This window comes from Desulfofundulus sp. JL263-se, assembly GCF_056316025.1.
Map to the genome: position 1 here is coordinate 2,565,396 of NZ_CM149993.1, position 22,630 is coordinate 2,588,025.

Annotated in this window: 16 protein-coding genes and 1 CRISPR repeat array; of the genes, 3 read left to right on the top strand and 13 right to left on the bottom strand. The window is 50.7% G+C overall.

Features of this window, described 5'->3' with window-relative positions:
* Positions 1 to 459: 459 nt before the first annotated feature.
* The 11 genes from ACX4JR_RS13295 to cas3 all read right to left on the bottom strand — a co-directional run bounded on the left by ACX4JR_RS13295 (position 460) and on the right by cas3 (position 13,733).
* Positions 460 to 858 (bottom strand): type II toxin-antitoxin system VapC family toxin, encoded by a 399-nt coding sequence (locus tag ACX4JR_RS13295; protein ID WP_476060565.1) that lies wholly within the window; start codon positions 856 to 858, stop codon positions 460 to 462.
* Positions 859 to 903: 45 nt separating this feature from the next.
* Positions 904 to 1,134 carry a hypothetical protein gene (locus ACX4JR_RS13300; protein WP_476058508.1) on the bottom strand — a complete coding sequence of 77 codons (231 nt, stop codon included), beginning with the start codon at positions 1,132 to 1,134 and terminating at the stop codon, positions 904 to 906.
* 251 nt (positions 1,135 to 1,385) lie between these two features.
* Positions 1,386 to 1,835, bottom strand: coding sequence for a hypothetical protein (locus tag ACX4JR_RS13305; RefSeq protein WP_476058509.1), 450 nt, complete (start codon positions 1,833 to 1,835; stop codon positions 1,386 to 1,388).
* Between the two features lie 934 nt (positions 1,836 to 2,769).
* Complete coding sequence (locus ACX4JR_RS13310; RefSeq protein ID WP_476058510.1) at positions 2,770 to 3,432, bottom strand: SOS response-associated peptidase; 663 nt, start codon at positions 3,430 to 3,432, stop codon at positions 2,770 to 2,772.
* A 282-nt stretch (positions 3,433 to 3,714) separates the two neighbouring features.
* A CRISPR array of direct repeats spans positions 3,715 to 5,771; the repeat unit is 37 nt; unit sequence GTTTCAATCCTCACCCGGCATGGAAGCCGGGTGCAAC.
* Positions 5,772 to 6,022: 251 nt separating this feature from the next.
* Positions 6,023 to 6,322, bottom strand: coding sequence for a CRISPR-associated endonuclease Cas2 (cas2, locus tag ACX4JR_RS13315; RefSeq protein WP_476058511.1), 300 nt, complete (start codon positions 6,320 to 6,322; stop codon positions 6,023 to 6,025).
* A complete protein-coding gene (gene cas1c, locus ACX4JR_RS13320) occupies positions 6,319 to 7,347 on the bottom strand; it encodes a type I-C CRISPR-associated endonuclease Cas1c (protein ID WP_476058512.1) in 1,029 nt (342 codons plus the stop codon). Before cas1c ends, cas2 begins: the two co-directional genes overlap by 4 nt.
* A complete protein-coding gene (gene cas4, locus ACX4JR_RS13325) occupies positions 7,344 to 7,940 on the bottom strand; it encodes a CRISPR-associated protein Cas4 (protein WP_476058513.1) in 597 nt (198 codons plus the stop codon). Before cas4 ends, cas1c begins: the two co-directional genes overlap by 4 nt.
* Positions 7,941 to 7,942: 2 nt before the next feature.
* Positions 7,943 to 9,046: a type I-C CRISPR-associated protein Cas7/Csd2 gene (cas7c, locus tag ACX4JR_RS13330; protein ID WP_476058514.1), complete on the bottom strand. Its 1,104-nt coding sequence runs from the start codon at positions 9,044 to 9,046 to the stop codon at positions 7,943 to 7,945.
* Between the two features lie 11 nt (positions 9,047 to 9,057).
* Positions 9,058 to 10,779, bottom strand: a complete 1,722-nt coding sequence (gene cas8c / locus ACX4JR_RS13335) for a type I-C CRISPR-associated protein Cas8c/Csd1 (protein ID WP_476060566.1) — start codon at positions 10,777 to 10,779, stop codon at positions 9,058 to 9,060.
* Entirely contained in the window at positions 10,772 to 11,473 is a 702-nt protein-coding gene (gene cas5c, locus ACX4JR_RS13340; RefSeq protein WP_476058515.1) for a type I-C CRISPR-associated protein Cas5c, read from the bottom strand. The genes cas8c and cas5c overlap by 8 nt, the downstream gene beginning before the upstream one ends.
* Before the next feature lie 97 nt (positions 11,474 to 11,570).
* Positions 11,571 to 13,733, bottom strand: coding sequence for a CRISPR-associated helicase Cas3' (gene cas3 / locus ACX4JR_RS13345; RefSeq protein WP_476058516.1), 2,163 nt, complete (start codon positions 13,731 to 13,733; stop codon positions 11,571 to 11,573).
* Positions 13,734 to 14,043: 310 nt separating this feature from the next.
* Here cas3 and ACX4JR_RS13350 point away from each other — a divergent pair, with 310 nt between their 5' ends.
* Entirely contained in the window at positions 14,044 to 14,706 is a 663-nt protein-coding gene (locus ACX4JR_RS13350) for a Mu transposase domain-containing protein (protein WP_476058517.1), read from the top strand.
* Entirely contained in the window at positions 14,675 to 15,433 is a 759-nt protein-coding gene (gene istB, locus ACX4JR_RS13355) for an IS21-like element helper ATPase IstB (protein WP_476058518.1), read from the top strand. The genes ACX4JR_RS13350 and istB overlap by 32 nt, the downstream gene beginning before the upstream one ends.
* Before the next feature lie 466 nt (positions 15,434 to 15,899).
* Here the strand turns inward: istB and ACX4JR_RS13360 are convergent, their stop codons facing one another.
* Positions 15,900 to 17,774: a hypothetical protein gene (locus ACX4JR_RS13360; RefSeq protein WP_476058519.1), complete on the bottom strand. Its 1,875-nt coding sequence runs from the start codon at positions 17,772 to 17,774 to the stop codon at positions 15,900 to 15,902.
* 287 nt (positions 17,775 to 18,061) lie between these two features.
* Between ACX4JR_RS13360 and ACX4JR_RS13365 the strand changes: the two genes are divergently transcribed.
* Positions 18,062 to 18,556: a helix-turn-helix domain-containing protein gene (locus tag ACX4JR_RS13365; RefSeq protein ID WP_476058520.1), complete on the top strand. Its 495-nt coding sequence runs from the start codon at positions 18,062 to 18,064 to the stop codon at positions 18,554 to 18,556.
* A 697-nt stretch (positions 18,557 to 19,253) separates the two neighbouring features.
* On the opposite strand, the gene ACX4JR_RS13370 is transcribed toward ACX4JR_RS13365, so the two are convergent.
* Positions 19,254 to 22,610, bottom strand: a complete 3,357-nt coding sequence (locus ACX4JR_RS13370) for a Swt1 family HEPN domain-containing protein (RefSeq protein WP_476058521.1) — start codon at positions 22,608 to 22,610, stop codon at positions 19,254 to 19,256.
* Between the last annotated feature and the right edge of the window lie 20 nt (positions 22,611 to 22,630).

Here is a 22,630-nt window from a genome sequence, read left to right on the forward strand (position 1 = left end):
TCTTTCGAGGCGAAATAATACGCTTTCCCCTGTACTGGCGGTTAAGTTAGCAGGAGTTTTTTTCAAATTGCAGGCTAAGGCACGTTCCCGCCCTACACAAACAAAAAAAGAGCAGCACGGCCGTGAGAAGGTATTTTTTCTAACGAACTCTCTCCTTTCTTAATTGAAATCAGTATTCTTGCTCCGCATTCCGTCAACCTTGCCAGGACGTGGCGCTACTCCAAATTATACCAAACAGGCCTTTGATTTACCACTAACTTCCTAAAAAAGCCACCACCTGCACAACGAAAATGCTGTATTCGGGCAATTGTTCTGCACTTTAATTACTAATGCAGTCGCATTAGTTGTATCATAATTAACGGGCCTGCTTTTCGGCAATAAAAGGCCTTTGCCAAATTTGCTTGACAAATTGGCAAAGGCCTTCATTTTATGCGCTAATCTTTTTCACAACCACTGTCATCAAATGAAACCATTAAGCAGATCGTTTATAAGAACCATATGTATCCCCATATCCGCTCCGCGACGTAAACCCATATCATTGGTAATAAACGTTGTACAATAACTCTCCCAGGCGGTAGCGAAGTGGATAGCATCTGGTAACTTCATTCCCAGCTTGGCACGTAACCGGGCGGCTAAAATCAAAATATTCCTTGAGATGGGTACCTCAAAATGATCCGTACTGTTTAAAGCTTCCTGGTAGGCTTTTTGCCGTTCAGTATCACCATCCATTATTGGTTTTACCAGCAGTTCCGCTAAAGTTAATTCACTGGTAGCAGCGGATAACCTACCTTTATCAATGGCTTCAAATAGCTTAGTTAACTCCTTTGTATACCTATCATAACCTTCAAGTGCATAGATGAAATATGTTTGTGTCTAAATAAACTTTTCGACCGCGAATATTATCTAAGATTTCCATGTGTCACGCTCCCGGCGAATAAACGCATCGGCGTCCTCGGGGGTAGCAAAACCCTCCTTAACAGAACCGATAATTTGGGACAGTGACTTCATCTTTTTCGCGGTTTCATTGACAATGATAATAACATCTGCCACCGAACCCGGAGATAACTTAGGAACATGAATTTCAACTATGCTCCCCGGTTTGACAACCGTCTTTTTCCTTATAACGCCCAACATATCGCCTCTCCTTTTATTAAAGAAAAACAAGGTTTTTCTTTAGTATACTACATCCAGGTAAAACTAAAATCTACAATTAAACCCACAAATAAATCCACAAAAACAGATAAAATACCTTTCCCCGTTGCTGCAAAATTTCTATAAGCTGGCATCCACCGTCACAAGCCCCTGCAAAGCGTTCAGCCAGGTCCTCTATCTCCTCAAAGCGAATTAGCTTGCGGGCCCAGTCTTCCGGGATACTGCCATACCCGTTAAGGAGTGAACTGAAATTTTTTTGCCATTACCTTTGAAACCTGTTCCTCTACATCACGAAAACAGCTTTTCTTATTCCATGCTTCATAATCTGCACTACCGATACCTATTATCGCTGCGCCGACAAATTTTCCAAACATGCTCGTATTCTTACTTCCCCTCATGTGTTCCCTCAACCTGGAAGGTAACCGGTTGTCTTTTTTATGTGTGCTCACCCGTACGATGCGCTTCATCTTGTTTACGTACTCTCCACCGGCATCTTCCCAGTGCAGTACTTTTAACGAAGCATAAGGGTATATCTCCATTTCCTCCTGTACCCACTCCCAAAATTTGCGAGCATGATATTCATAATCTTTGATAGTTCTGGCGGCGCACCCATCGGATTTTTTTGCGTTTAGAAACCTATTGAGCAATATATTAAAATCCATTTTTCTTTTCGTTCTCGGCATTAATTATCTCCACTCCTACGGACTAAAAATTTCGAGGCTAACGGATTTTTGCATAAAAAGAGCGGGCTTGTTTAGAAATACAAGCCCGCTCAAGCATTGAAAATACTGCGTCTGGCCTTTTTCTGGCCTCCCGGGAGGGATTCGAACCCCCGACCGACGGATTAGAAGTCCTATATATTTAATTAGCATAGTTTAGCGAAATATGAAAGTGCTTGATTTATAAGGCTTCGGAAAATTTGCTTTTGGTTTTGTAAATATGATTGGATGCAAAAATGTAAAGTTTGTCCCCACTGTGTCCCCAATTTGTCCCCAATAAAAGTGTCCCCAAGTCAATGTAAATCAATGCTTCCCAGAAATGCTGTCCCCAACAATATGTGATGGGATATGTCTTTCGCTACAATTTTCGCTTTCGATAAGGCCAAATATGCCTTAACATACATTTGCACCAATTGACCTTTAGGATGCTTGCGACCAGCATGATTGTTCCGGACAGGAAATTAAAAGCCTAATTTCAGCTGCAGCCTTCCAGGCAGGGGCGGCAGATGCCGATCGCCCAAAACCTTGGCTGCTACTGCGGCCTAAAATAAAAGGATGGTTACCCCCGGTGCCTTTTATTAAACTTTCCCCGGGCCGGGCAGACTGCCGGCCAGGCTGCTCACGAGCATTCCTCTTGGATCACATATGCCGGCAGACTGCCTTGCTTACGGGTCACAGACCGCGGCTGCGGCCCAAAGGATAACCGGCTACTGTATGTTCCAGAATACCTGTTTGCGTATTTTGGTTAAACCTTACAACTCCCAAACCGGAATGCACCCTGTCGGACGGCAGGGTGCACGGCTTTTTCCTGTTTATTTAATGTATGCCGGGCCGTAGGCCCATGGGGTAGCCCTTCCGCAGCAGCGGAAGGTTTCCCACCCGGTAGAAAATCTTTTCCTTACTTGTATTTTTCAATACATTCCGGAGTATCGTACCGGGGTGAATTTACTTTTGGTGAAACTTCATAGACACTGATTTTACCCTGGTAGGGCTGGAGTAAGCTTTTTAATTCAGCGGGCCGGCTGGAAGTCAACCATGCCTCCTGGGATTTTTCATCGGCTAATATTACCGGCATCCGGTGGTGAATATCTTTTATAAGCTGGCTTGCAGAAGTGGTAATAATGCAGCAGGAATAAATTTTACCGCCGTCGGGCAAAGTCCAATAACTCCATATACCTGCAAAGACAAAGACAGTTTTATCAGGCAGTATAATGCGCAGCGGCCGCTTACTGCCATTTTCCTTTTTCCACTCATAAAAGCCATCCGCCGGGATAAGACAGCGGCGGCGCGCAAATGATTCCCTGAAAGCCGGCTTTTTATCCACTGTTTCTGCCCTGGCATTAATCATTTTATAACCTATGGACGGATTTTTGGCCCAGCGGGGTATAAGTCCCCAGCGCATAAAGACGAGGCTCCTTTTACCACCATTAGTGCCAATAACCGGCACGTCTTGCCCGGGGGTAATGTTATATCTCGGGTTATAATTAAGTTCTCCATTGGCAAGCTTAAAGTGGTTTATAAGCGTTTGCCCGTCAACTGTCAGAGTATAACGCCCACACACCGGTGCTCACTTCCTTAAAGCCGTAAATATTCCTGTTTCCTGCATATTACATATAAATGATTAAAAAAATGATAAGGGTACGGGTGGTGATGATAGAAATGTCCTCGTACCCTCTATTTTTATCGGCACAAAGCAAATTCCATAACAAGGGTATCAGTAAACCCTGAAATTCCTAAAACAACTATAACTGTAAGTAAAGGCTGGCTGCAGGCACTCCTGTTGCACCCGGCATGGAAGCCGGGTGCAACCCAACTTGTCCAACTGCCTGCTAACCGCCAGCGTGTTTCAATCCTCACCCGGCATGGAAGCCGGGTGCAACTGTTTGCATGTTTCTGCCAATTCGCTCACGACGTTTGTTTCAATCCTCACCCGGCATGGAAGCCGGGTGCAACCTGGCCAATTATGACCATTAAATTATTTTGAAACTGTTTCAATCCTCACCCGGCATGGAAGCCGGGTGCAACGGCGGCTTGCGGCGGTGGCCGACGGATTCTTAAAAAAGTTTCAATCCTCACCCGGCATGGAAGCCGGGTGCAACCAGGGATGCGGATGAAATTATCTTGTGGCCCGAAAAGTTTCAATCCTCACCCGGCATGGAAGTCGGGTGCAACGAAAGCGGCGGGAACAGCTCTTATGCCGGAATAGGTTTCAATCCTCACCCGGCATGGAAGCCGGGTGCAACCTGGACACCCCGGACGCGGCCTTCCTACCGAATGTGTTTCAATCCTCACCCGGCATGGAAGCCGGGTGCAACCGCGTGCCCACCCCGGTATTTAAATCCAGGGACGGGTTTCAATCCTCACCCGGCATGGAAGCCGGGTGCAACTCCACCCACCCGTTTAAATACCCGTATATATCCCGGTTTCAATCCTCACCCGGCATGGAAGCCGGGTGCAACTGGACACCCCGGACGCGGCCTTCCTACCGAATGTGTTTCAATCCTCACCCGGCATGGAAGCCGGGTGCAACACCGTGCGGTTCCTGGCCGAGCTGCCTATTACCTTGTTTCAATCCTCACCCGGCATGGAAGCCGGGTGCAACCCCGAAAATTATATACAGGCCGACCTGGGAGGAAATGTTTCAATCCTCACCCGGCATGGAAGCCGGGTGCAACACAGGAATATCAAACCGCTTTGCGCCCAATTTGATTGTTTCAATCCTCACCCGGCATGGAAGCCGGGTGCAACTTATCACGGCAAGCATTTTTTTGACCTGTTCCCAGGTTTCAATCCTCACCCGGCATGGAAGCCGGGTGCAACGGGTTTACGCAAAAACAAACACTGGACAGAAGATGTTTCAATCCTCACCCGGCATGGAAGCCGGGTGCAACCCAATTGGAAAACGGTAAACGTGGAATCCCATCTCCTGTTTCAATCCTCACCCGGCATGGAAGCCGGGTGCAACGAGGGCACAATGCCGGAGGGTATGCGGGTGCAACCGTTTCAATCCTCACCCGGCATGGAAGCCGGGTGCAACCTTTCCTGTTTAGTAATTACTATTCCCCCTCGATGTGTTTCAATCCTCACCCGGCATGGAAGCCGGGTGCAACTTCAGCCACATGCCGTATTGACGCATTATGCGGGGTTTCAATCCTCACCCGGCATGGAAGCCGGGTGCAACATACCCACGTTTGAAGAGGTCCAGCGAGAGAATTATGTTTCAATCCTCACCCGGCATGGAAGCCGGGTGCAACAGCCGGTTCAAAATGGCCCAGGATTTTTCCTCCTGTTTCAATCCTCACCCGGCATGGAAGCCGGGTGCAACCAATTGACGATCTACCTCTGAAACATTACAATCCGGTTTCAATCCTCACCCGGCATGGAAGCCGGGTGCAACGCCACCAGAAACGCAGAACAGGCCCAAATTGCCCTTGTTTCAATCCTCACCCGGCATGGAAGCCGGGTGCAACTGACCAGGTACGATTTCAATGCCCGGGAGATTGATGTTTCAATCCTCACCCGGCATGGAAGCCGGGTGCAACAGAGGTTATAGTACCAAGTTCACAGGGTATACCTGTTTCAATCCTCACCCGGCATGGAAGCCGGGTGCAACGGCCGAGCTGGATATGGAATATAATTTTGACGATGTTTCAATCCTCACCCGGCATGGAAGCCGGGTGCAACTATGTTACACCTCCTACTGGGCCTTGCGGCTTAAGTTTCAATCCTCACCCGGCATGGAAGCCGGGTGCAACACCGAACCGTGCTGGACAACATGGTCTACTGGATGTTTCAATCCTCACCCGGCATGGAAGCCGGGTGCAACGCGAGGTTCTGGGTGTTACCGGCGAAATGGATGTTGTGTTTCAATCCTCACCCGGCATGGAAGCCGGGTGCAACAGTTCGCAACATAACTTCTTTTTCTATGCGGTTTTGGGGGCCGCCCTGCGCGAACCAGGTAACCCGTGAGTTTTTTGATAGGCCACAAGCACATCTAACTGGCCGGGCGACCTTTAAAATACTTAATCGCGATACTTCCAAGATTTCTGCTCCACTAGGGATCCGCGCACCACGCGTTTTGGTCCTCACCCAGCATAAAAAACTGGTGTAAACTTATGCTACTCGAATTTAGCCATGCCCCGCGGAGGCCTTTACAGAATCAACGGCCCATCGAAGTCTACATACCGGTCCTGACCGTAAACCCTTAGCGAGCTTCCCCGGCCGCCATGCAGTATATAGATGCGCAAGCTGTCCCGATTCTCATCGATGACTTTTCGGAGCTTGTAAATGAGTTCTTCAAGCTGGGCCGGTGTTACCCGGCACTCAAAAAGAGAATACTGAACCCGCTGGCCAAAGTTCTTGCAAATGGTGGCCACTTTCCGCAACCGGGCCTGCCCCTCCCTGCCATCCATATTCACGTCATAGGCAACAATGATGTCCATCCGCTTCATCGGGCAACAAACGGCGCGTACTCGGCCGCATCCTGGCGAAGGTGTCGCGCCAGCAGGCGCGCTTGGATGTGGGGGAGGAGCCCCACGGGCACCCGTTGGCCCAGCAGAGGATGGGTAAGCTCCTCCTGTTTCCTTTTCTGATAGGCCTCCAAGAAGGTTCGGCGAGCCCGGTCGGTCAATTGGATGGCGCCTCCCGGCCGTTCCAAGAAATCTTTTTTCGTTATCTGGCGACGGTTTAGGAGCGTCAGCACCAGCCGGTCTGCAAAAAAGGCCCGGAACTCCTCCATCAGGTCCAGGGCCAGAGCAGGCCGGCCGGGGCGCAGGGCGTGGAGGTAGCCGACCTGGGGATCAAGCCCGACCCCCTCACAGGCCGATACGCAGTCATTAACCAGCAGCGCATAAGCAAAGGAGAGCAAAGCGTTTACCGGGTCCCGGGGCGGCCGCTTCGTTCTTACTTCAAAGCGCAGAACGGGATCATCCACCAGGATGAGCGAACTTAATACCGAAAAGTATACGGCGGCGGCCCGGCCTTCGATTCCGCGCATTTCATCCAGATCCTCCGAGCTGTTCGCTTCCTTTAGGGCTGTTTCAAGTTGCCGGGCGGCCGGTTCAAGCCGGCAGGCAAGTTCCGGGTTGTCGCGCATTCCCCGGAGCAGTACGTGGCGGGCATTTCTAATCTTGCCGGCCACGAAGCGGCGTGCCAGAGTCGTGCGGCGGCACATATCTCCATAAGCCTCGTGCTGGGCACGCCGCAAAAGGACGTTGCCGGATACCGGCCCGGCCAGGCGGGCCCGGAACCGGCCATTCTGGTCAAACCATATTATAGTGCGGCCATCCTCGGCAAAGCGGTGAATCAAAAAGGGGCTTAAAAGTACGTTGCCAAAAATGGCCAGCCCTCCCAGGTGATGCAGGGGCACCTGGAGTCTTGGAACCCGCTCAACTTCCACCTTGAGCGTATCGTGATCCAGGTGAATGTAAGCACCCTGAGTTTGGACATATAAGGTGTTCAGGAGTTGATGTATCACTTCCATTCACGCTCCAGCCAGGCAGGAAGGTCGCGCAGGGCAAAGGGCATACAGGCATCCACCAGAGAACAGTCCCGGCAACGATTATCGGCTGCCGGCGGAGGCAAGAACCCTGTTAAGAACAGCATACGCACATCCAGGGCCACCTTTTCCACCTGCGAGCGGAGTTCGGGAGTAAAGCGAACTTCCCGCCTCCGGCGTGATCCGTGATGGTACATGGCTCCCCTGAGCACGGGCCGCCCCAGCATTTCCTCAAGGCATAGAGCCTGGGCGCAGAGCTGAACCTCGTCGGCTTGCCTGGCCCGCCGGGGACCGGCCTTGTACTCAACTGGATAGGGAGTTCCATCCGGCAGGAACTCTACCACGTCCGCCCTGCCGATTAATCCCAGACACTCCGACCAGAGAGGCACGGCCAGCTCAACTCGAACGCCTTCCGCATTGTAGTCGTCAGGAAGATCCACATTCTCGTGAACCCGCCGCCCCCGTAAAGTGAAGAGGTTTTCCTCCCAAACCTGTTCCAGGTGGATTAACGCGCACTGCCTGGGACAGTATACGTAGTGCTGCAGCGCGCTGATGGGGATAAGTTCTTCCACGGCTAGACCAGCCGGGTGAGGGTAACACCCGGGGGCACGTTCCCCTCCTCCACCATAACCTCATAGTCGTTGAAGCTGCGAGGCACGCTTACCCCTTCTTTCCGGCTCACCCTGACCAGCTCGAAGAGCTTGTGTGCCGGAGCATTGCCCTTAGCGTTCTCGTGTGTGAAAACCCAAAGGCCGCGCACATGCATCTCACCCCTTGAAGCTGAGCGGTCGTACTCGAAAAGGTTCCCCAAGGCCTCCCAAAGAGCCTCAAGATCTTCCTGGCTCACCTTGGTCTGCTGGGCCAGAAAAGGGTTGTAGAAGCCATGAGCCCGGTAAAGGCCATAAGGTACAATCGGTTTCCGACCCATCTCAGTGGTTCCTGTTGCCAACCGCTCCTGCGTGGTGCGAGCCTGACGGGTTATGGAGATATCCAAGGGAAAGATTGGATCCAGGGAGCGGGCAAAGGTCAGCTGCACGGGTCCTCTCACCTGCCCAGCATTCAAGCCCGTGGCAAGCACGGCCCCAAACATACGGATATCGAAGTACTTTGCACATAGCCGCTTGCGCGCTTCCTCCCGGGTTTCACGGGTGATGGCCTTGCCTTTGTAGCTCTTGGCTGCCTTCGCCAAGCGCTGGGCTAGTTGCTGAAGCTTTTTGGCAAGATCCTTCTGTTCTTCTTCAAGGCCCTCTGCAAGCAACCTGGCAATCTCCTTTTGCTTTAGAGCCTCAGCCGAGTAGATGAGTTGATCCCCGTCTACCAGAAAGCCCGCCTCTGCTTTGCACTGAAGCCAGGCCAGAAATTCCTCATCTTCCTGTTCAGTCTCGGTAAGAGATACCTGCAAGGGCTCTACTCCGGCCTCCTTGAAGGCCTCAAAAATAAGGGTATTCAGAGCTACCTCGCTTTTAATAAAAATATCCTTCTTGAGAACCAAGGCCACATAGTCCCGCACTTTGCGCTTCAAGGCCACATCAGTCATCAGGCCATGCATAGTCTCGGGGTCGATGCGGGGCAGGTTGCCCGCATCAGGATCACCGTTAGGGTTACCGCTCTTAACATCAAAGAGCAGAATGAACTCGTGCCGCCTATTGGGTTCTAGGTGTGCCTTTTTCACACTCACTGTGCACCTCCTCAGCTTTTTCGGCGGAGCTCCGCCCGCTGGTGGTAGTAGCCCAAGGCAAACTTAGCCTGAGCCCTAGGGTTTAGTGTCGAGGGGAAACCTTGCTGGGCATCAAAATAGGAGAGAATCTCTTCTAAAAACCCCTCGATCTCCCGGTAACCGCGCCCCTCCCGACGGATCTTGGGAAGATGGGCCACCTTGGCCCGAGCAAGCAAGAGAGCAAGGTTCGCCGCAGGCGCTGCAGCTGTAGCTGCATAGAAACGGTCAGTCAGGGTGCTATTCAGGCTCCATCCAGAAGCACGCTGCTGGGCTTCTTCTAGCACTGCAAGGAGCCTCCCACAAAGGTAAGCTGGTTCGTTGCGACCGCAATCCAGTTTTTCCATACTTTTCGCATCCTCCCTGCCATGAGTTAAAGCAAGTTTAAGCATGGCCGCCAGAGGGTGGAGCTCCCGGGGATTTTGCAAAACCCTGGGATTGCGAAAGCGGCGCAACGCAACTCCCAGGATTCCCTCACGTAGTCTCAGACCCAAGTAGGCTGTACGCAGGAGGCTCTGTGTCAGGTTAGGATCACCGGCTTTCAGAGCATCCAAAAGAGCTGGGATGGGGAACACTTGCGGTTCCTTCCCAAAAGGATCTACTATCCTCTGCCCCTCTAGAAAAGCCCTGAGATTCTTTTTGAGTCTCCCTACAGAAGTTTCAAACCACTCCCGTACCACCAACCTCGCCTTATTAGCCGAAAGTACTGCCAGGTAAAAGCAGCTTTGATCAATGTTCAAAGAGCTTGTTCTTGCCGTCCAGGGAACGGCCAGCAAAGAATCTAGCTGGGAAAGCTCTGCAGGTGGTCCAGTTTGCCCACCAGCATTATCCAGCACTGAGCCCAAAAGAGTTTCGAGATCATAGGTTTGATCCTCGCAGGTAAGCTCCACCTTTCTATCCAGCCAGAAAATTGCAAGCTGGTTTTCCAAACTACTGGCTCCAGGGTTGTTTACCAGAGCGCGGCAGTGTCGTTCGGCCCGGATCAGGTAGTCGAGAGCATCCACTGCATCGCTCCCACAGGTAATACAGGTTGGAGCGTTCTCGTTCTGGTTCTTGCCAAAAGAAGTAAAGGCATCACAGTTAAACGAACTTACCTGACAGTTCTGACCCAGAACAGTCACTACACGAGGCAAGATTCGGAGCACGGGTCCTTCTCTACCGCATATCGCACAATAAGCCCTATTTTTTGCCATCAGCTCCCGAGCGAGGTACTCTGCCCAAAAGGCTTGCACCGCCTCGTCCTCGGTAAGGTACTTTCCCTCCACCCGAAACTGCACGAGATCCCTGGGCCCGACCCGCTCCCGAATCTGCTCTGCCTCAGATGATTTTAGAAAAGCAAGCAGTTGTGCCAGTTCCAGGAGCCCTGTCTCTCGATGGGCTTCCTCCAGGAGGGCGAGAAAGCCTTCATGCAGGAGCCTGGCTTCCTCTTCCTTACCGGGCTCGGCCTTGCCCAGGGCGTAGCGAGCATCGTCCGAAAGCAGGTAGGGCTTGAGGTTCTTCTTCGATGGGGTGCCGGAACGCTGCCGATCTGGTACCAGGAAGGCGCGAACTTCTTTCTGCGTATACGGACCTTCTAGATAGGGCCTGCCCTTCTCAAGGTTCACAATCCATTTAGGCACCTTCGGTTTGTACCCTGTGGGCGGTAACTCGCCCTCCCGCCGAAAACGCTTCACGGCATCGACCAGGGTTCTAAGCATTTTCTCCCTCCTCCAGCCGGTAAAGCTCCTGGTACTTCTCTGGCGGCACCTTAAGCCAGCCCTGTTCCAGCCGCGCCGGGAAGAAGAAGGCCTGGGTATAGCCCTGAACCCGCCGGGCGCCTTGCGGACCATGCCGTATGAACTCGAGATCTCCCCGCTTCTTACTTGCCACATAGGCGATGTCCAAAAGCATATTCCCCAGGTTCATGTCCAGCTGTTGCGGCTGGTCGTCTTCCCCGGCTGGTGCAAAAAAGGCCGCAAACTCCCTGGTGCCGAGATAGGGTCGTTGATAGCACTGTCCCCTCTCCACGCGGCGGTTGAACTGGTCGCGGTACTTGTAGATCGGATCATTGGCCCATGGCTGCAGAGACATTTCCGCCCGGATCAGGTAGGCCACATTCTTAAGCACCAGGCTACAACGCTGCTGGCGGGCATCCTCCACAAAGAATGGGTTGCTTCCCTGGCGCCGGTCTATCTCGTTGCGCAGAATTACCATTTCGCTCCCTATATTGAGGACGCCAATAGCTCTAATCTCATAACGGAACTCCGGTTTCCAGAAAATAGCCTCCAGTACCCCCCGTGCCGCCGAAGGAGTCATGACCGGGTAACTCACTCTTTCCACCTTAAATTCCGGCCGGGTAAAGCAGGCATACTCCCCCCACACTTTAACCGTAACCATTCCGGTCCGCTCCACCTGAACACCTCCATGCGTGTTTCGATCCTCTCCCGGCACAAAAGGCCGGGTGCAACCACGTCAACCAGGACAGGGGCGACCGTGACGAAACGACCTCTTAAACAATTAGATCACCGGGGTCGTAAACGGGCCCCACCAGCCCCAGGCGCTCGTCATATCCCCCGGTCCAGCGGTAGAATCCCTCTCCGAGGGGCTCCAGCAGTCCCTCTTTTTTAAATTTCACCGCCTCTTGCCGGAAGAGACCGACCAAATAGGGCTGCAGGCGCCGCCAGGTCGTACGACCCGGCTGCTTCCGCCACTCCTCAAGCCGCTCCCCCGCCTCCCCGTACGGGGCGATTACCGATACCGTCTCCTCCTCAATCAAGCGGTAAAGGCGGGCCACCTCCGGGTAGTCCAGATCACGGCGGTATTCCTGAATTCTTTTCTTATCCAGATCCACATCCGCAAAGAGCCTTCGGAAATATTGCCGGTAGAGCTCCGGATCGTGAAGGCTTTCGGCCGGGCGACCCCTTAAAAGGAGCCGGGCCTTTTCCAATCCCGCCTTATACGGTCCCCGGGGAACCCTGCCCTCAGCCGGCTCAAACACCACCACCCGCCCCTCGGCTAGCCGCCCCTCCCGGTTGCACCTCCCGGCCGCCTGGACCACCCGGTCCAAGGGCCCCACCGCCCGGTAAACCACCGGGAAGTCCAGGTCCACCCCCGCCTCCACCACCTGGGTGCTGACCAGGCGCACCGGCCTTCCATCTTCCAGCCGGCACGATACTTCAGCAAGCACCCGGCGCCTATGAGCCCCGCAGAGGAGTGTGGAAAGGTGGAACACGTCAGGCAAGCCGCCCAGGGCCTTAAGCAGTTCCAGCGCATCCCGGCGGGAGTTGAGGACCACCAAAACTTGCTGCAATTCCCGGATCTCACCCGCCAGATCCTCCCACGAGATCGGTTCCTTCCGCAGTTCGTAATCTACCCTTTTTAACCGCTGAAAATATTCACGGTACCGGGGCACGATCTCACGCACCTCCAGGCCGTAAAACTCCTGGAGGTAGGGTGTATCATCAAAGGCCGGCTGGGTGGCGGTGGAAAGGACCAGGGTTACCCCGTAATCCTCCACCAGCGCCCTCAAAACATCCAGGGTGGGCCTGAGGATTTCGGGAGGCAGGGCCTGCACCTCATCAAGGAGAATAACGCTTTGGGCAAGATTATGCAGCTTCCTGGCCCGGGCGGGGGTGTTGGTAAAGAGACTTTCAAAAAGCTGGACCGTGGTGGTAACTATCAGCGGAGCGTCCCAGTTTTCGGCCGCCAGGCGCAGCCTCAAAGCCAGTGGGTCCTTCTCCTCGTCTTCTGGTACGGGCACCTGGCTGTGATGCTCCAGGACGGCCTCAACCCCCAGTATTTCCCGGTAAACATCCGCCGTCTGCTCGATGATGCTCGTATAAGGAATAGCCACTATTACCCGGCGCTTGCCGTGCAACACGGCGTGCTTCAGGGCGAAGGCCAAGCCGCTCCTCGTTTTTCCGCCGCCGGTGGGCACGGTAAGGCGCCAGATGCCGGGCGGACCTTCGGCAGCCCTCAGGCAGGCCTCGTAAACCTCGCGGCGGACCCGGTTTGTGGGAGTATCTGCACCCCGGGTCGCAAGAAATGACTCCTGGTCTTTCACAAAACGGCTCCAGAGCTCGGGGATTTCCGGCCAACCTCTTCTTACCTGTGCCGGCTCCGGAGCAAAGTGCGCCTCCGTGTCCAGGTAATCCGCGTCCACCAGGGCGGAGAAGATCATGCGGATGAACAGTTCGCGGCGGGTGTCCCGGGCGGGTAGCGGGCGAAGATGCGGCGGCTTGGGCAACGAAGCCAGGGCCTCCTTCATAACTGAAAGAGACCCGGGTTCCTCTTGCAAGAATTCTTCCAGATCCTGAGCCAAGCGGCCGGCAGCAGCAAGGCCGGCATGGTGGCCGCAGACGGGCAGGGCAACATCCTTCCAGCCCTCTGTATTCCCGGCGGCCCGGGAAAAAAGGTAGTAGATTAGGGCAGCACCCCATACGGCGTGCGGCACCCGGGGGTGATTTCCCCCCCGATACTGCGCCTGCAGGTAGTCTTGAAAGGAAGGGTTGAACTTCCCCAGGTCATGAAAGAGGCCGGCCCATGCAGCATGGGCCTCACCACCGAAGGGGCGGGCGAAGACGGCCGCTCGCTCGGCTACTTTCTGCAGGTGAGAAACTAGATCGTGCCAGTTTCCCTGAGCATTTGGTGTATGGGCATAATAATGGAACATATTGAATAAAATTCGACCTAATCCAGGTTAACTCCTCCTTTTTAGGATAAGTTTTCCACCCCGGTGGCCAAAATATGCCACCCGCTATAATGCGACCGCCGAAAGGCGAAGAAAAAGCGCCGCACCAGCGGCGCACCCTCGCTGAAGACCCAAAAGAAATACCTTAACGCCGGTCACTCTTTCCCCCTTTCCATCTCCCTGGCGTACTCCCTGGCTATCCTGCCGATTTCGCAGTCTGCACTGACCTCGCCGGGGTCATCCTTGTCCACGGGCAGGGGCCGGTACAGCTCTATAACCTCGCCTTTCCCGCTTGCTCTCGCCTCCCGCCTGCGTAGCGTCCCTGCCCACGGCTCCCTTTGAAGCGGTGGAGATTGAAACCGCCCGGGTGGGCAAATACGGCAAGATCACCTGTCAGGGCAAAGTTTACAACATCCCTAGTGCCCGGATTGGGGATACGGTCCTACTAAAGCTGTGGTGGGACCGGATAGAGATCCTAGACCGGAACCAGCAGTGCCTGGGCACTTTTCCCCGGGAGTACACCATGAAAACCAAGCCAATTGACTGGAGGGGATACTTCAGCATCTTTATCAAAAAGCCCAGGGGGGCAAGGCACGCCACCATGTACCGTTTTCTTCCCGAGCCGGTACGCAACTATCTGGAACAAGGGAACCCCTCAGCATACCGGGAGCGGCTTAAGTTCATCCATACCCTGCTGGAAGAGAAATTCACCATGGACCTAATTTCTGGGACCCTTGAGAAAGCCCAAAGCCACCGGTGGGCAGACCAGGCCTTTATCCGGCATTTACTGTACCAGGCTGCCAACCCGGACAAGCCCCTTGAGCAATTAAACGAAAACTATACACTGGACAGCGTGCGGCAATATATGCCCCAGGTCAACGTCTATGACCTGCTGGTGCCCCGGAAGGAAGGGGGTGAAACCCATGGCCGGAGCGTCTTTGAAAGAACAGTGTAAGGCCTTGAAACTTGCTCAAGTGCCCCGGATTTACCTGGACATCCCCTACAGTGACCGGGAACAGTACCTTACCGACCTGTTTAAGGTCGAGCTGGAGACGCGCTGGGCCAACAAAATCAAGCGCCTGGTCAAGAAAGCCGGCTTCCCTGTGCATAAGACCCTGGGTGATTTTGATTGGCAGCCGGTTACCCTGCCGGAGAATACCGCCATAACTGATCTTACGGACCTCAGCTTTATTAAACGCCGCGAAAACGTATTGGCTCTGGGGGCCGTGGGCACGGGAAAAACCCATCTGGCTATCGCCTTGGGAATCAAGGCTTGCACAGAAGGGAAAACGGTTTGCTTTTATCGCTGTCTTGACCTTGCAAACACCTTGTTGGAAAGCCACCGCCAGGGCCGTTTAGGCAAAGCAATGGATGCTTTGAAAAAAGCAGATCTTGTCATAATTGACGAGCTGGGGTTTGTGCCCCTGCACCGTGACGGGGTGGAACTGTTGTTTAATGTTGTAGCCCAGGCTTACGAGCGCCAGAGCATAATCGTTACCTCTAACTTGCAATTCGGCCAGTGGAATACAGTACTGGGTGACAACCGGCTTACGGCCGCCCTGATTGACCGGCTGGTCCACCATGCTCACATACTGGCCTTTGAAGGTGAAAGCTATCGCCTGCAAAAAGCGCTGTCGGCCATGCCGGAGGAAAGAAGCCAAACAAAAAACACTTTATCTTAACTAATTCGCGGGATTTAACCTTTTTTCGAAGGGAGCGGCGGCCTTGACTGATTATTGGGTGCCGACGGGGCGGCTCCGGGGAATATGTCATTATAACTAACCCCGCCGGAATCACCATTGTACCACATGCGGGGGCCCCGGCCGTCAAGGCTACCCTTCGACGCCGCCTGCTAACATGGATTTTAGCCTCAAAGGCTCTCCAAGGAATATATTTTAAATTGCGTGATGGCAACCAAACTGTGTATTTTTTAATTGCCAAATTCGTTATTTTATACTTGCCAAACAGAGGGTGCTGTCCTTTATATTATTTCAATAAACAAATGCGTAATTATCGAAGCCAACTTCAATGTTCTCTAATTGCAGGTTTGAATTAATAAAATCGGCCTCTTGCCCCAGCCGTATGGGATAATTTTCTATATTCGAGGTTTTTATCCTTTGCCTGTTTCACCACAGGCAGTCTAGGAACCTAAAAAGGTAAATCAGTTGCTTCCACTATCTTATCTCCAGAAGTATCAAATTTATCAGCTTCATCGACTAATTCCAGACTTCCAAGTATAACTTCCTCAGGCAAATCATCGAGATACTCTTCTTGTATTTCTTCAGGTTCAGGTGGTATTGGTTCATTTTCATCGATATTGGGAATATTATCCCCTCCGGAGTAAAGAGTTGGTGGTTTACCCAATTCCTCCCACTTCTCGGACCGTCGTCTGAAGACACTATTAGCAACATCAGCACCTAACCTTAATGCCACGAGGTCCTGGTTAAGTCGCTTTAATCCTCGGATATTAAGTTTCCGGACTTTTTCTTCGGCTTCTTTATAGGAAATATCAAAATGGACGAAATAGCGATCGGGCTGTTTTTTTAACGCACATGATTTCTCATTGGTCTTAGAGATAAACCCAATGCAACAAAGATAATTTAATGCCTGATTGACTCGCCGCTTTTCAATACCAATTTCAGCAGATAAATATCTAGTTGAAATTCCCACATATGGCCTACCTGTTATAAGCCCTTCTTTATATTCTTCAAATAATCTCTTGCAGACCTTGATTAGAACATTCTTAGTTTTGTCATTCAGAAGAGGAAAGCTGATAATGTAATTTATATAGTTTTGCATGGTTATATCAGAATGTTTTATATCATCCCTTATTTTCTGTGGTAACCTGTGGAATTTAATAGCCAGCCTAGCAAACCATTTGTTCCAAGTGGCTCTACCCTCCGGCATATGGACATTAAAACGTTTAAGTTCGCCTGTTTCAAATGCAGCGAAACACTCAACCAAGTCAAAGCGGACATCACCTTCCGCATGACCATGCCAATCTTTGAAAATGAACCGATCAGTGGCTTTATCTTGACTCCATGTAACGCTAGGGTTATTCTCCTCATGGAAAGGACAGCAGAAATATTGATCAGAATCTGGCAAGTCGTAGCCATAATAAGAAAATACTTTGCTTGCAAACTCAGGGTTGCATAGTATATGCTGCTGTAATTGTTCCAACTGATTTAGTGTATTATTAGAGCCAATACTGGGTACTACAACCTCTTCTACAACCTCTTGTTTGGGCACTACAACCTCTTGTCTTGGTACTACAACCTCTTGTTTTGGTACTACAACCTCTTGTTTGGGTACTACAACCTCTTGTTCGGGTACTACAACCTCTTGTTCGGGTACTACAACCTCTTGTTTGGGTACTGCAACCTCTACTGGGAGAGAATTCTTTTCAGTAGAGGTTGTTGTACCTTTCTGTCTGTATAATTGGCCTATAATATCTACGTCAACATCAATATTCTTAGCCTTTGTCAGGTAAAGGATTAGTCTAGCGATTTCATCGATACTTACAACAGGTAAATCTAAAGGTTTAATCTTCTCTGTAATAATATCATGTTGGATGAAACGGTACTGGTATCCTCTCACTTTCCCGTAAACATGGCGTTGCCGTCGACCTTTACGGATTTCCCAAATTCCGGGTTGAGAAACTTCTTCCCTTAATCTTGGACATCTGACCAGTACACCGCAACCGCGTGATGTTTTTATAATAGGAGCATCTTTGAGAAATGATAACTTACCTGTTAAATTACTAATTATATCAGAACATTCGAAATCTAAATCAATATCAACAATATTATCACCTAAGTAAATAGCAAGAGCTGTTATGGCTCTTATATAATGATCTAACCATTCACCGAATGAAATAAGTTTGCGGGAATGTTCTGCACCTAATTCAGGCCATCTTTTCACAAGGGGCTTTTTATTTTCGTTTGGTATTGGGCTCCAACCAAGTTTGAACATAACCTCAGCCTTTTTATGAAGGTCCATAATAAATTTGCTATCTACGCTCATATGTTATGGGCCTCCTCTGCTGATTGTTAATCTTCCCGTAATAATATTATGTACTATTAGGAAACATATTGTCAACAAGAAGTGGCTTTACAGGGAAGCACATTCTCTGCTATAATTATGAGTAGTATATTAGGCTGAGGTTTGACAGTGACTCCGAAAAGCTTTGTCGTTGCTGGGTTAAGCGCGTGTTACAACAAATGGGGGTCTAAAATCTGGAAGTACCCTCAACCCTTGAGTTGCAAGGGCTTCTCATTCTGAGATGTCAAACTCCAGTTAGGAGGAATAATATGAAAAATATTGGAGAGAGGATTGCTAAATACAGGAAGATAAAAGATTTATCCCAACGAAAGCTTGCTTCTCTTACTAAGCTTTCTTATGGATATTTATCCAAGATTGAAAATGGTACAAAAATACCAACGATAGAAACATTAAATATTATCGCAAAAGAGCTAGGCATCCCAATATCTTGGCTTATAAGTGATGAAGAAAGTGATAGAAATAAATTTGAATGGTATTATAAGCTCCCAAAGGAAATCCAAAGGTTCCTTGCAGATGAAAAATCTCGTGAAACTATCGAAATAGCTTACTTTTTATATAAGAACAACTTTCCTTTAACTGCTATTAAGGGTTTATTAATATGGCTATGGTTATTTCATCATGAATATCTAAACTTATTAACAGCAACCTATAAAGGAAAACCCAATACCCACTTAGTAGATTTAATGAAAGGTATTTCGAAAGGATACTTTAATATAGGAATCAAAGAAGGGCTTTATGAATGATAAACATAAGGTAAAGGGAAAGAAATTGTTACTACTTCTACTTTGAAGGTCCCGCATTATTAAAAAACAGTACCAAAAGAGATATCTGGTTTATAAACTGATAGTTTAAACCACTTGGGCTACTATATGCCCTGCTGCCAAGTTATAGTAGCCTAGAACCAACGCCCGTGCCATACAGTATTTTCCTAACAATCCCCGTAAAGACAGCCACTATTGAGGTAAAGACATAATGGAACAGCTCGCTTTTGCAGAGAATGCCCATTAACACCTTTAACAAGTTCTCATGATTTACCATCTCAATAAGTTTTATTACAATGTTCAAAATGGTCAAGAAAAATAGACATATTTTCCGGCAGTACCATTTAAGCTACAGTAAACTTTTTGCCCTGTTCAGTGCCCCACCGGGTGCGAGGTTCGAGTTTCTTTAAGTCGCAATCAAGTCGGGAAAACTAGAGTTATTTTCATCATCGGTTGGTAGCCACCATGAGCAAACATGGAGCTCTGTCATACTGTATCCCCCATCAGAACAACATATCCAAATAATACCAGAGAGGGTGCCGATATTACGATAAATAACATACTCATAGCTTGCAGAATTTTAATAAAGGATAAGGTACCGATCTATAAATTATAAGACCTGCCATAAACTGGCAGGTCATCTTTGAAAAAGTATCGTCTAGCTAGAAATAATACTTAGTTACTCATCTTCAAAACCATGACTCTTAAACTTTAGGGTACGACAGTTTTCGGTCACTATTCTTACAACATCGTTCGGTATCCCTTCGGGTACCTTTACCGTTATCTCAAGGTTAATTTCTACATCCGCTCCCACCAGGGAGCTTAAGTGGGAGATTACCTCCTGGGCAACGACGCCGGCGTCCCGTACTAATCTGGTACTATCTAATGTTACACTTCCGTAAAAACGCTTGTACTTAGGTCGGTCAGAAGTAATTAATTCCTCATCAGGTTTTGAAGAAGTTATAGCTCCTTTACCAAAACTTACTCCTGGCTCATTATTTTCTAAATTACTGGCTTCAATATAAGTAGAATAGGTAGTTTTACTAATATCATTCTTTCTTTTTGCTTGAGCTTCTTGGTCTAGCTGCCGCTGAGCTACTTCAGGTTTAACCAAGACACTGGCACTATCAAAATGAATATTTGTCATTATTAAATCTCCAAACTTTAAACCCTGATATTTTCCGTTTTCGTCGACATTGGTAGCATAGGCAAAATACTCAGTTCCGCAAATACCTTCACGGATTGTCTCCATTAAAACCGTCTCATCTTTGAGTCTGGGTAAATAGCAATAGGTAGTCAGATAACCCCATAAAGTTTTAATGTTAATATGCGGGTTATCTTTCCAGAGCCAACGGTCTAGTTCCATCTTTAAAAGAGCCGGTGACCAATAAACAATTAGTTGTTCAGCATTTTTCAACTTTTTATTGGCCCGAATAACCATACTTTCAGTACCGCCAGAAATACGGGTCACATCCCACGTTATGGGACCAGTTCCTTCCTGAGTGGGTACCAATAAGTAAGCATAAGCTTCTTGAATTCTAATATCCACCGTTTCACTGAACCGCTTAACATTGGATGTTACTTGTTTAGTTTGAAAAACATCTAAATTCAGTTCTTCTTTTTCTTGATCAATGGATTTCCAAGCCAGATATTGCTTGACTGCCCGCTCCAGTTCAGGTACTCTTTTTTTATCCGTGGCCACAAATACTAGGGTATTGCGATACTGACGCGGGCTGCTGCCCCTATTCTCGAAAATATCCTTAGCTGCTTGCAAAGCCGGTGATTCATCAGAACCCGAAGAATGATACTGTTTATATTCCAAAACTACTAAGCGAGTAGATTGCTCATCCGCAACATCAGCACTACTACTGGGGGCCATATGTACCCCAACAAAATCACCTTTATCCTTTATTGATAGCAACCTCTTTTTAATTTCTCCCTCTACCTCATCTTCTCTGACCTGTTCAGCTCTGTCAGCAGCCAAACGGTTAACACTAGGACGGGTATCAAACCAAAAACGGGTGTTATCACTGTACAAATATGTTAATTGTTCACTTAAACGGCGTAAGGCATCTCCGAATGTAGCTGAAGACTCTCCGGGCTGGACGCAGCCTAATTTAAGACGTACTTCCTCAAGCCCCCGCACCTTCTGGGCTGCCACCGACGGGGCGCTGCCTATGAAAATGGTCCTGGCCACCCGCCGGCAAGCGGAATAGCGGCCCAAGTTGGGATTGTCCCTGTCTATGGTTAAAGGCCTGGACACAGGCCCGTCAATGTCGGCGTCAATCACCGCCGGCCAGCCTTCCGGCAGGTACCGAGTCATCTCGTGCCGCACCGGCGGGCTGTCCAGAGGTAAAGTACCGGGCATAATCAAAAGGGACTTATCCTCCCGCTCCCAGAGCTGGTGAATGGCAGCCGCCATCAGGCGTAAAACCCCGCGGGTGCGCTGAAAACGCTCCAGAGTGGACCAATCCTGGTACAGCCTGTCAAAAAGTTCCGGGTGAATGGGGTAGGCAGCTTCCATTCTGCGCTGGTATTCAGCTTCGCTGCATTCCCTGGGGAATTCATGCAGCTGCTCCCGGTACATATTCATGAATGCGGAAATTACGGCGTCGCGAGCGGCATAGTCAACAGAAGGGCTGAACAGGCGGCGGCGCACAATTTCAAAGCTTTCTTCCATGGCCGCGGGCTTCCACACCGACTCCAGCCGCCCGAAGGTATTCTGCAGCCTTTCCAGGGCTGCCTGGCCGCCTTCGCCGCCAATCTCAATGTCCGATGCCGGAATACTGGTTACAACCATGGACCGACGGGACCGCTTGGCCCCCTCGGTAAGGGCCTGGGCAAAGGTCATGTTGGCATCGAAGCTGCCGGCACACAAACCGCTTACCCCGTAAATATTGCGGGCAAAGGCCACCCACTCGTCAATGAGCACCAGGGCGGGGCCAAAGGTGTCCAGCAGTTCCTTTATTACCCCCGACCCCGGGGATACCCCCTGCCGATCCTCTTGGGCCACCATTTGAAAGGCCTCCGGGCCTCCCAGTTGATAGGCCATTTCCCCCCACAGAGTGTTTACCACCGTGCCGTCGGGCTTTTTGCGGGGCTGGGCCGCGGATAAATCGGTACCCACCAGCACCGCCCGGGAAGTCCTAGGCACCTGGTTAATCCCGATATCGTTTAGAATGGATTCCAGGCCCGGGATGTCCCCCGGCACGATTTGACCACCGAATAAGTGATAGAGGGCCAGCATAGAGTGGGTTTTACCACCGCCGAAGGAAGTCTGCAGTTGGACCACAGGGTCGCCGCCCCTGCCGGAGAGCCGCTTTAAAGCCACTTTTAAAAGGTGGGACATTCCTTCGGTCAGATAGGTGCGCCTGAAAAATTCCACGGGGTCCTGGTACTCCGGCTCTGCTTCACCCAGCAAGACCTGGGCCAGATCGGCGGCGAACTCCGCCTGCTGGTACCTGCCCGAAGCCACATCCGGGTGGGGGGTTATTACTTCGCGCCAGGGCTTAAGGCCCGACGCGGTGCCGGTCTGAGTGGCGTTCCGGGCACTCTTTTTCCTTTCCTTTTTTGCCTCATCCTCAAACCTCCGCCGCAACAGATCCCTGCTTAACTTCTTTGACAGCCGGGCATGTTCGGAAGAGACGGCCTCCAATAAGCGGGTAATGGTGTCCAGGGCCCGGTAAGCATCATCGGTGGTAAAGGGCTGCTGGTGGGCCCAGCGGTTGCGCACTTCCCTCAGCTCGCTGACGTAACTGCGCCCGGTGTGCCCCAATTTCGCCTGGAACACCTCGTTCCAATTATTCCACATGATGACCAGGAGGGCCTGAACGTCCAGGGACAAAAAAGCTTCCTCGGCTTCCTTGCCCTCCTTTTTGCCCTCCAGGCCTATGGTACCCGGAAGGGATGTTTCAGAGACTATCTGCCACCACCTTTTCCCCCATGCGGCTTTAAGCTCCCTGGCTATGAAGGGGCGCAAGCCCCTCCGTAGTATTTCCAGTCCCTTCCCCACCCGCTCCAAGTTGCTGTATGACATAAAAGCACCTCCTCGCTCTT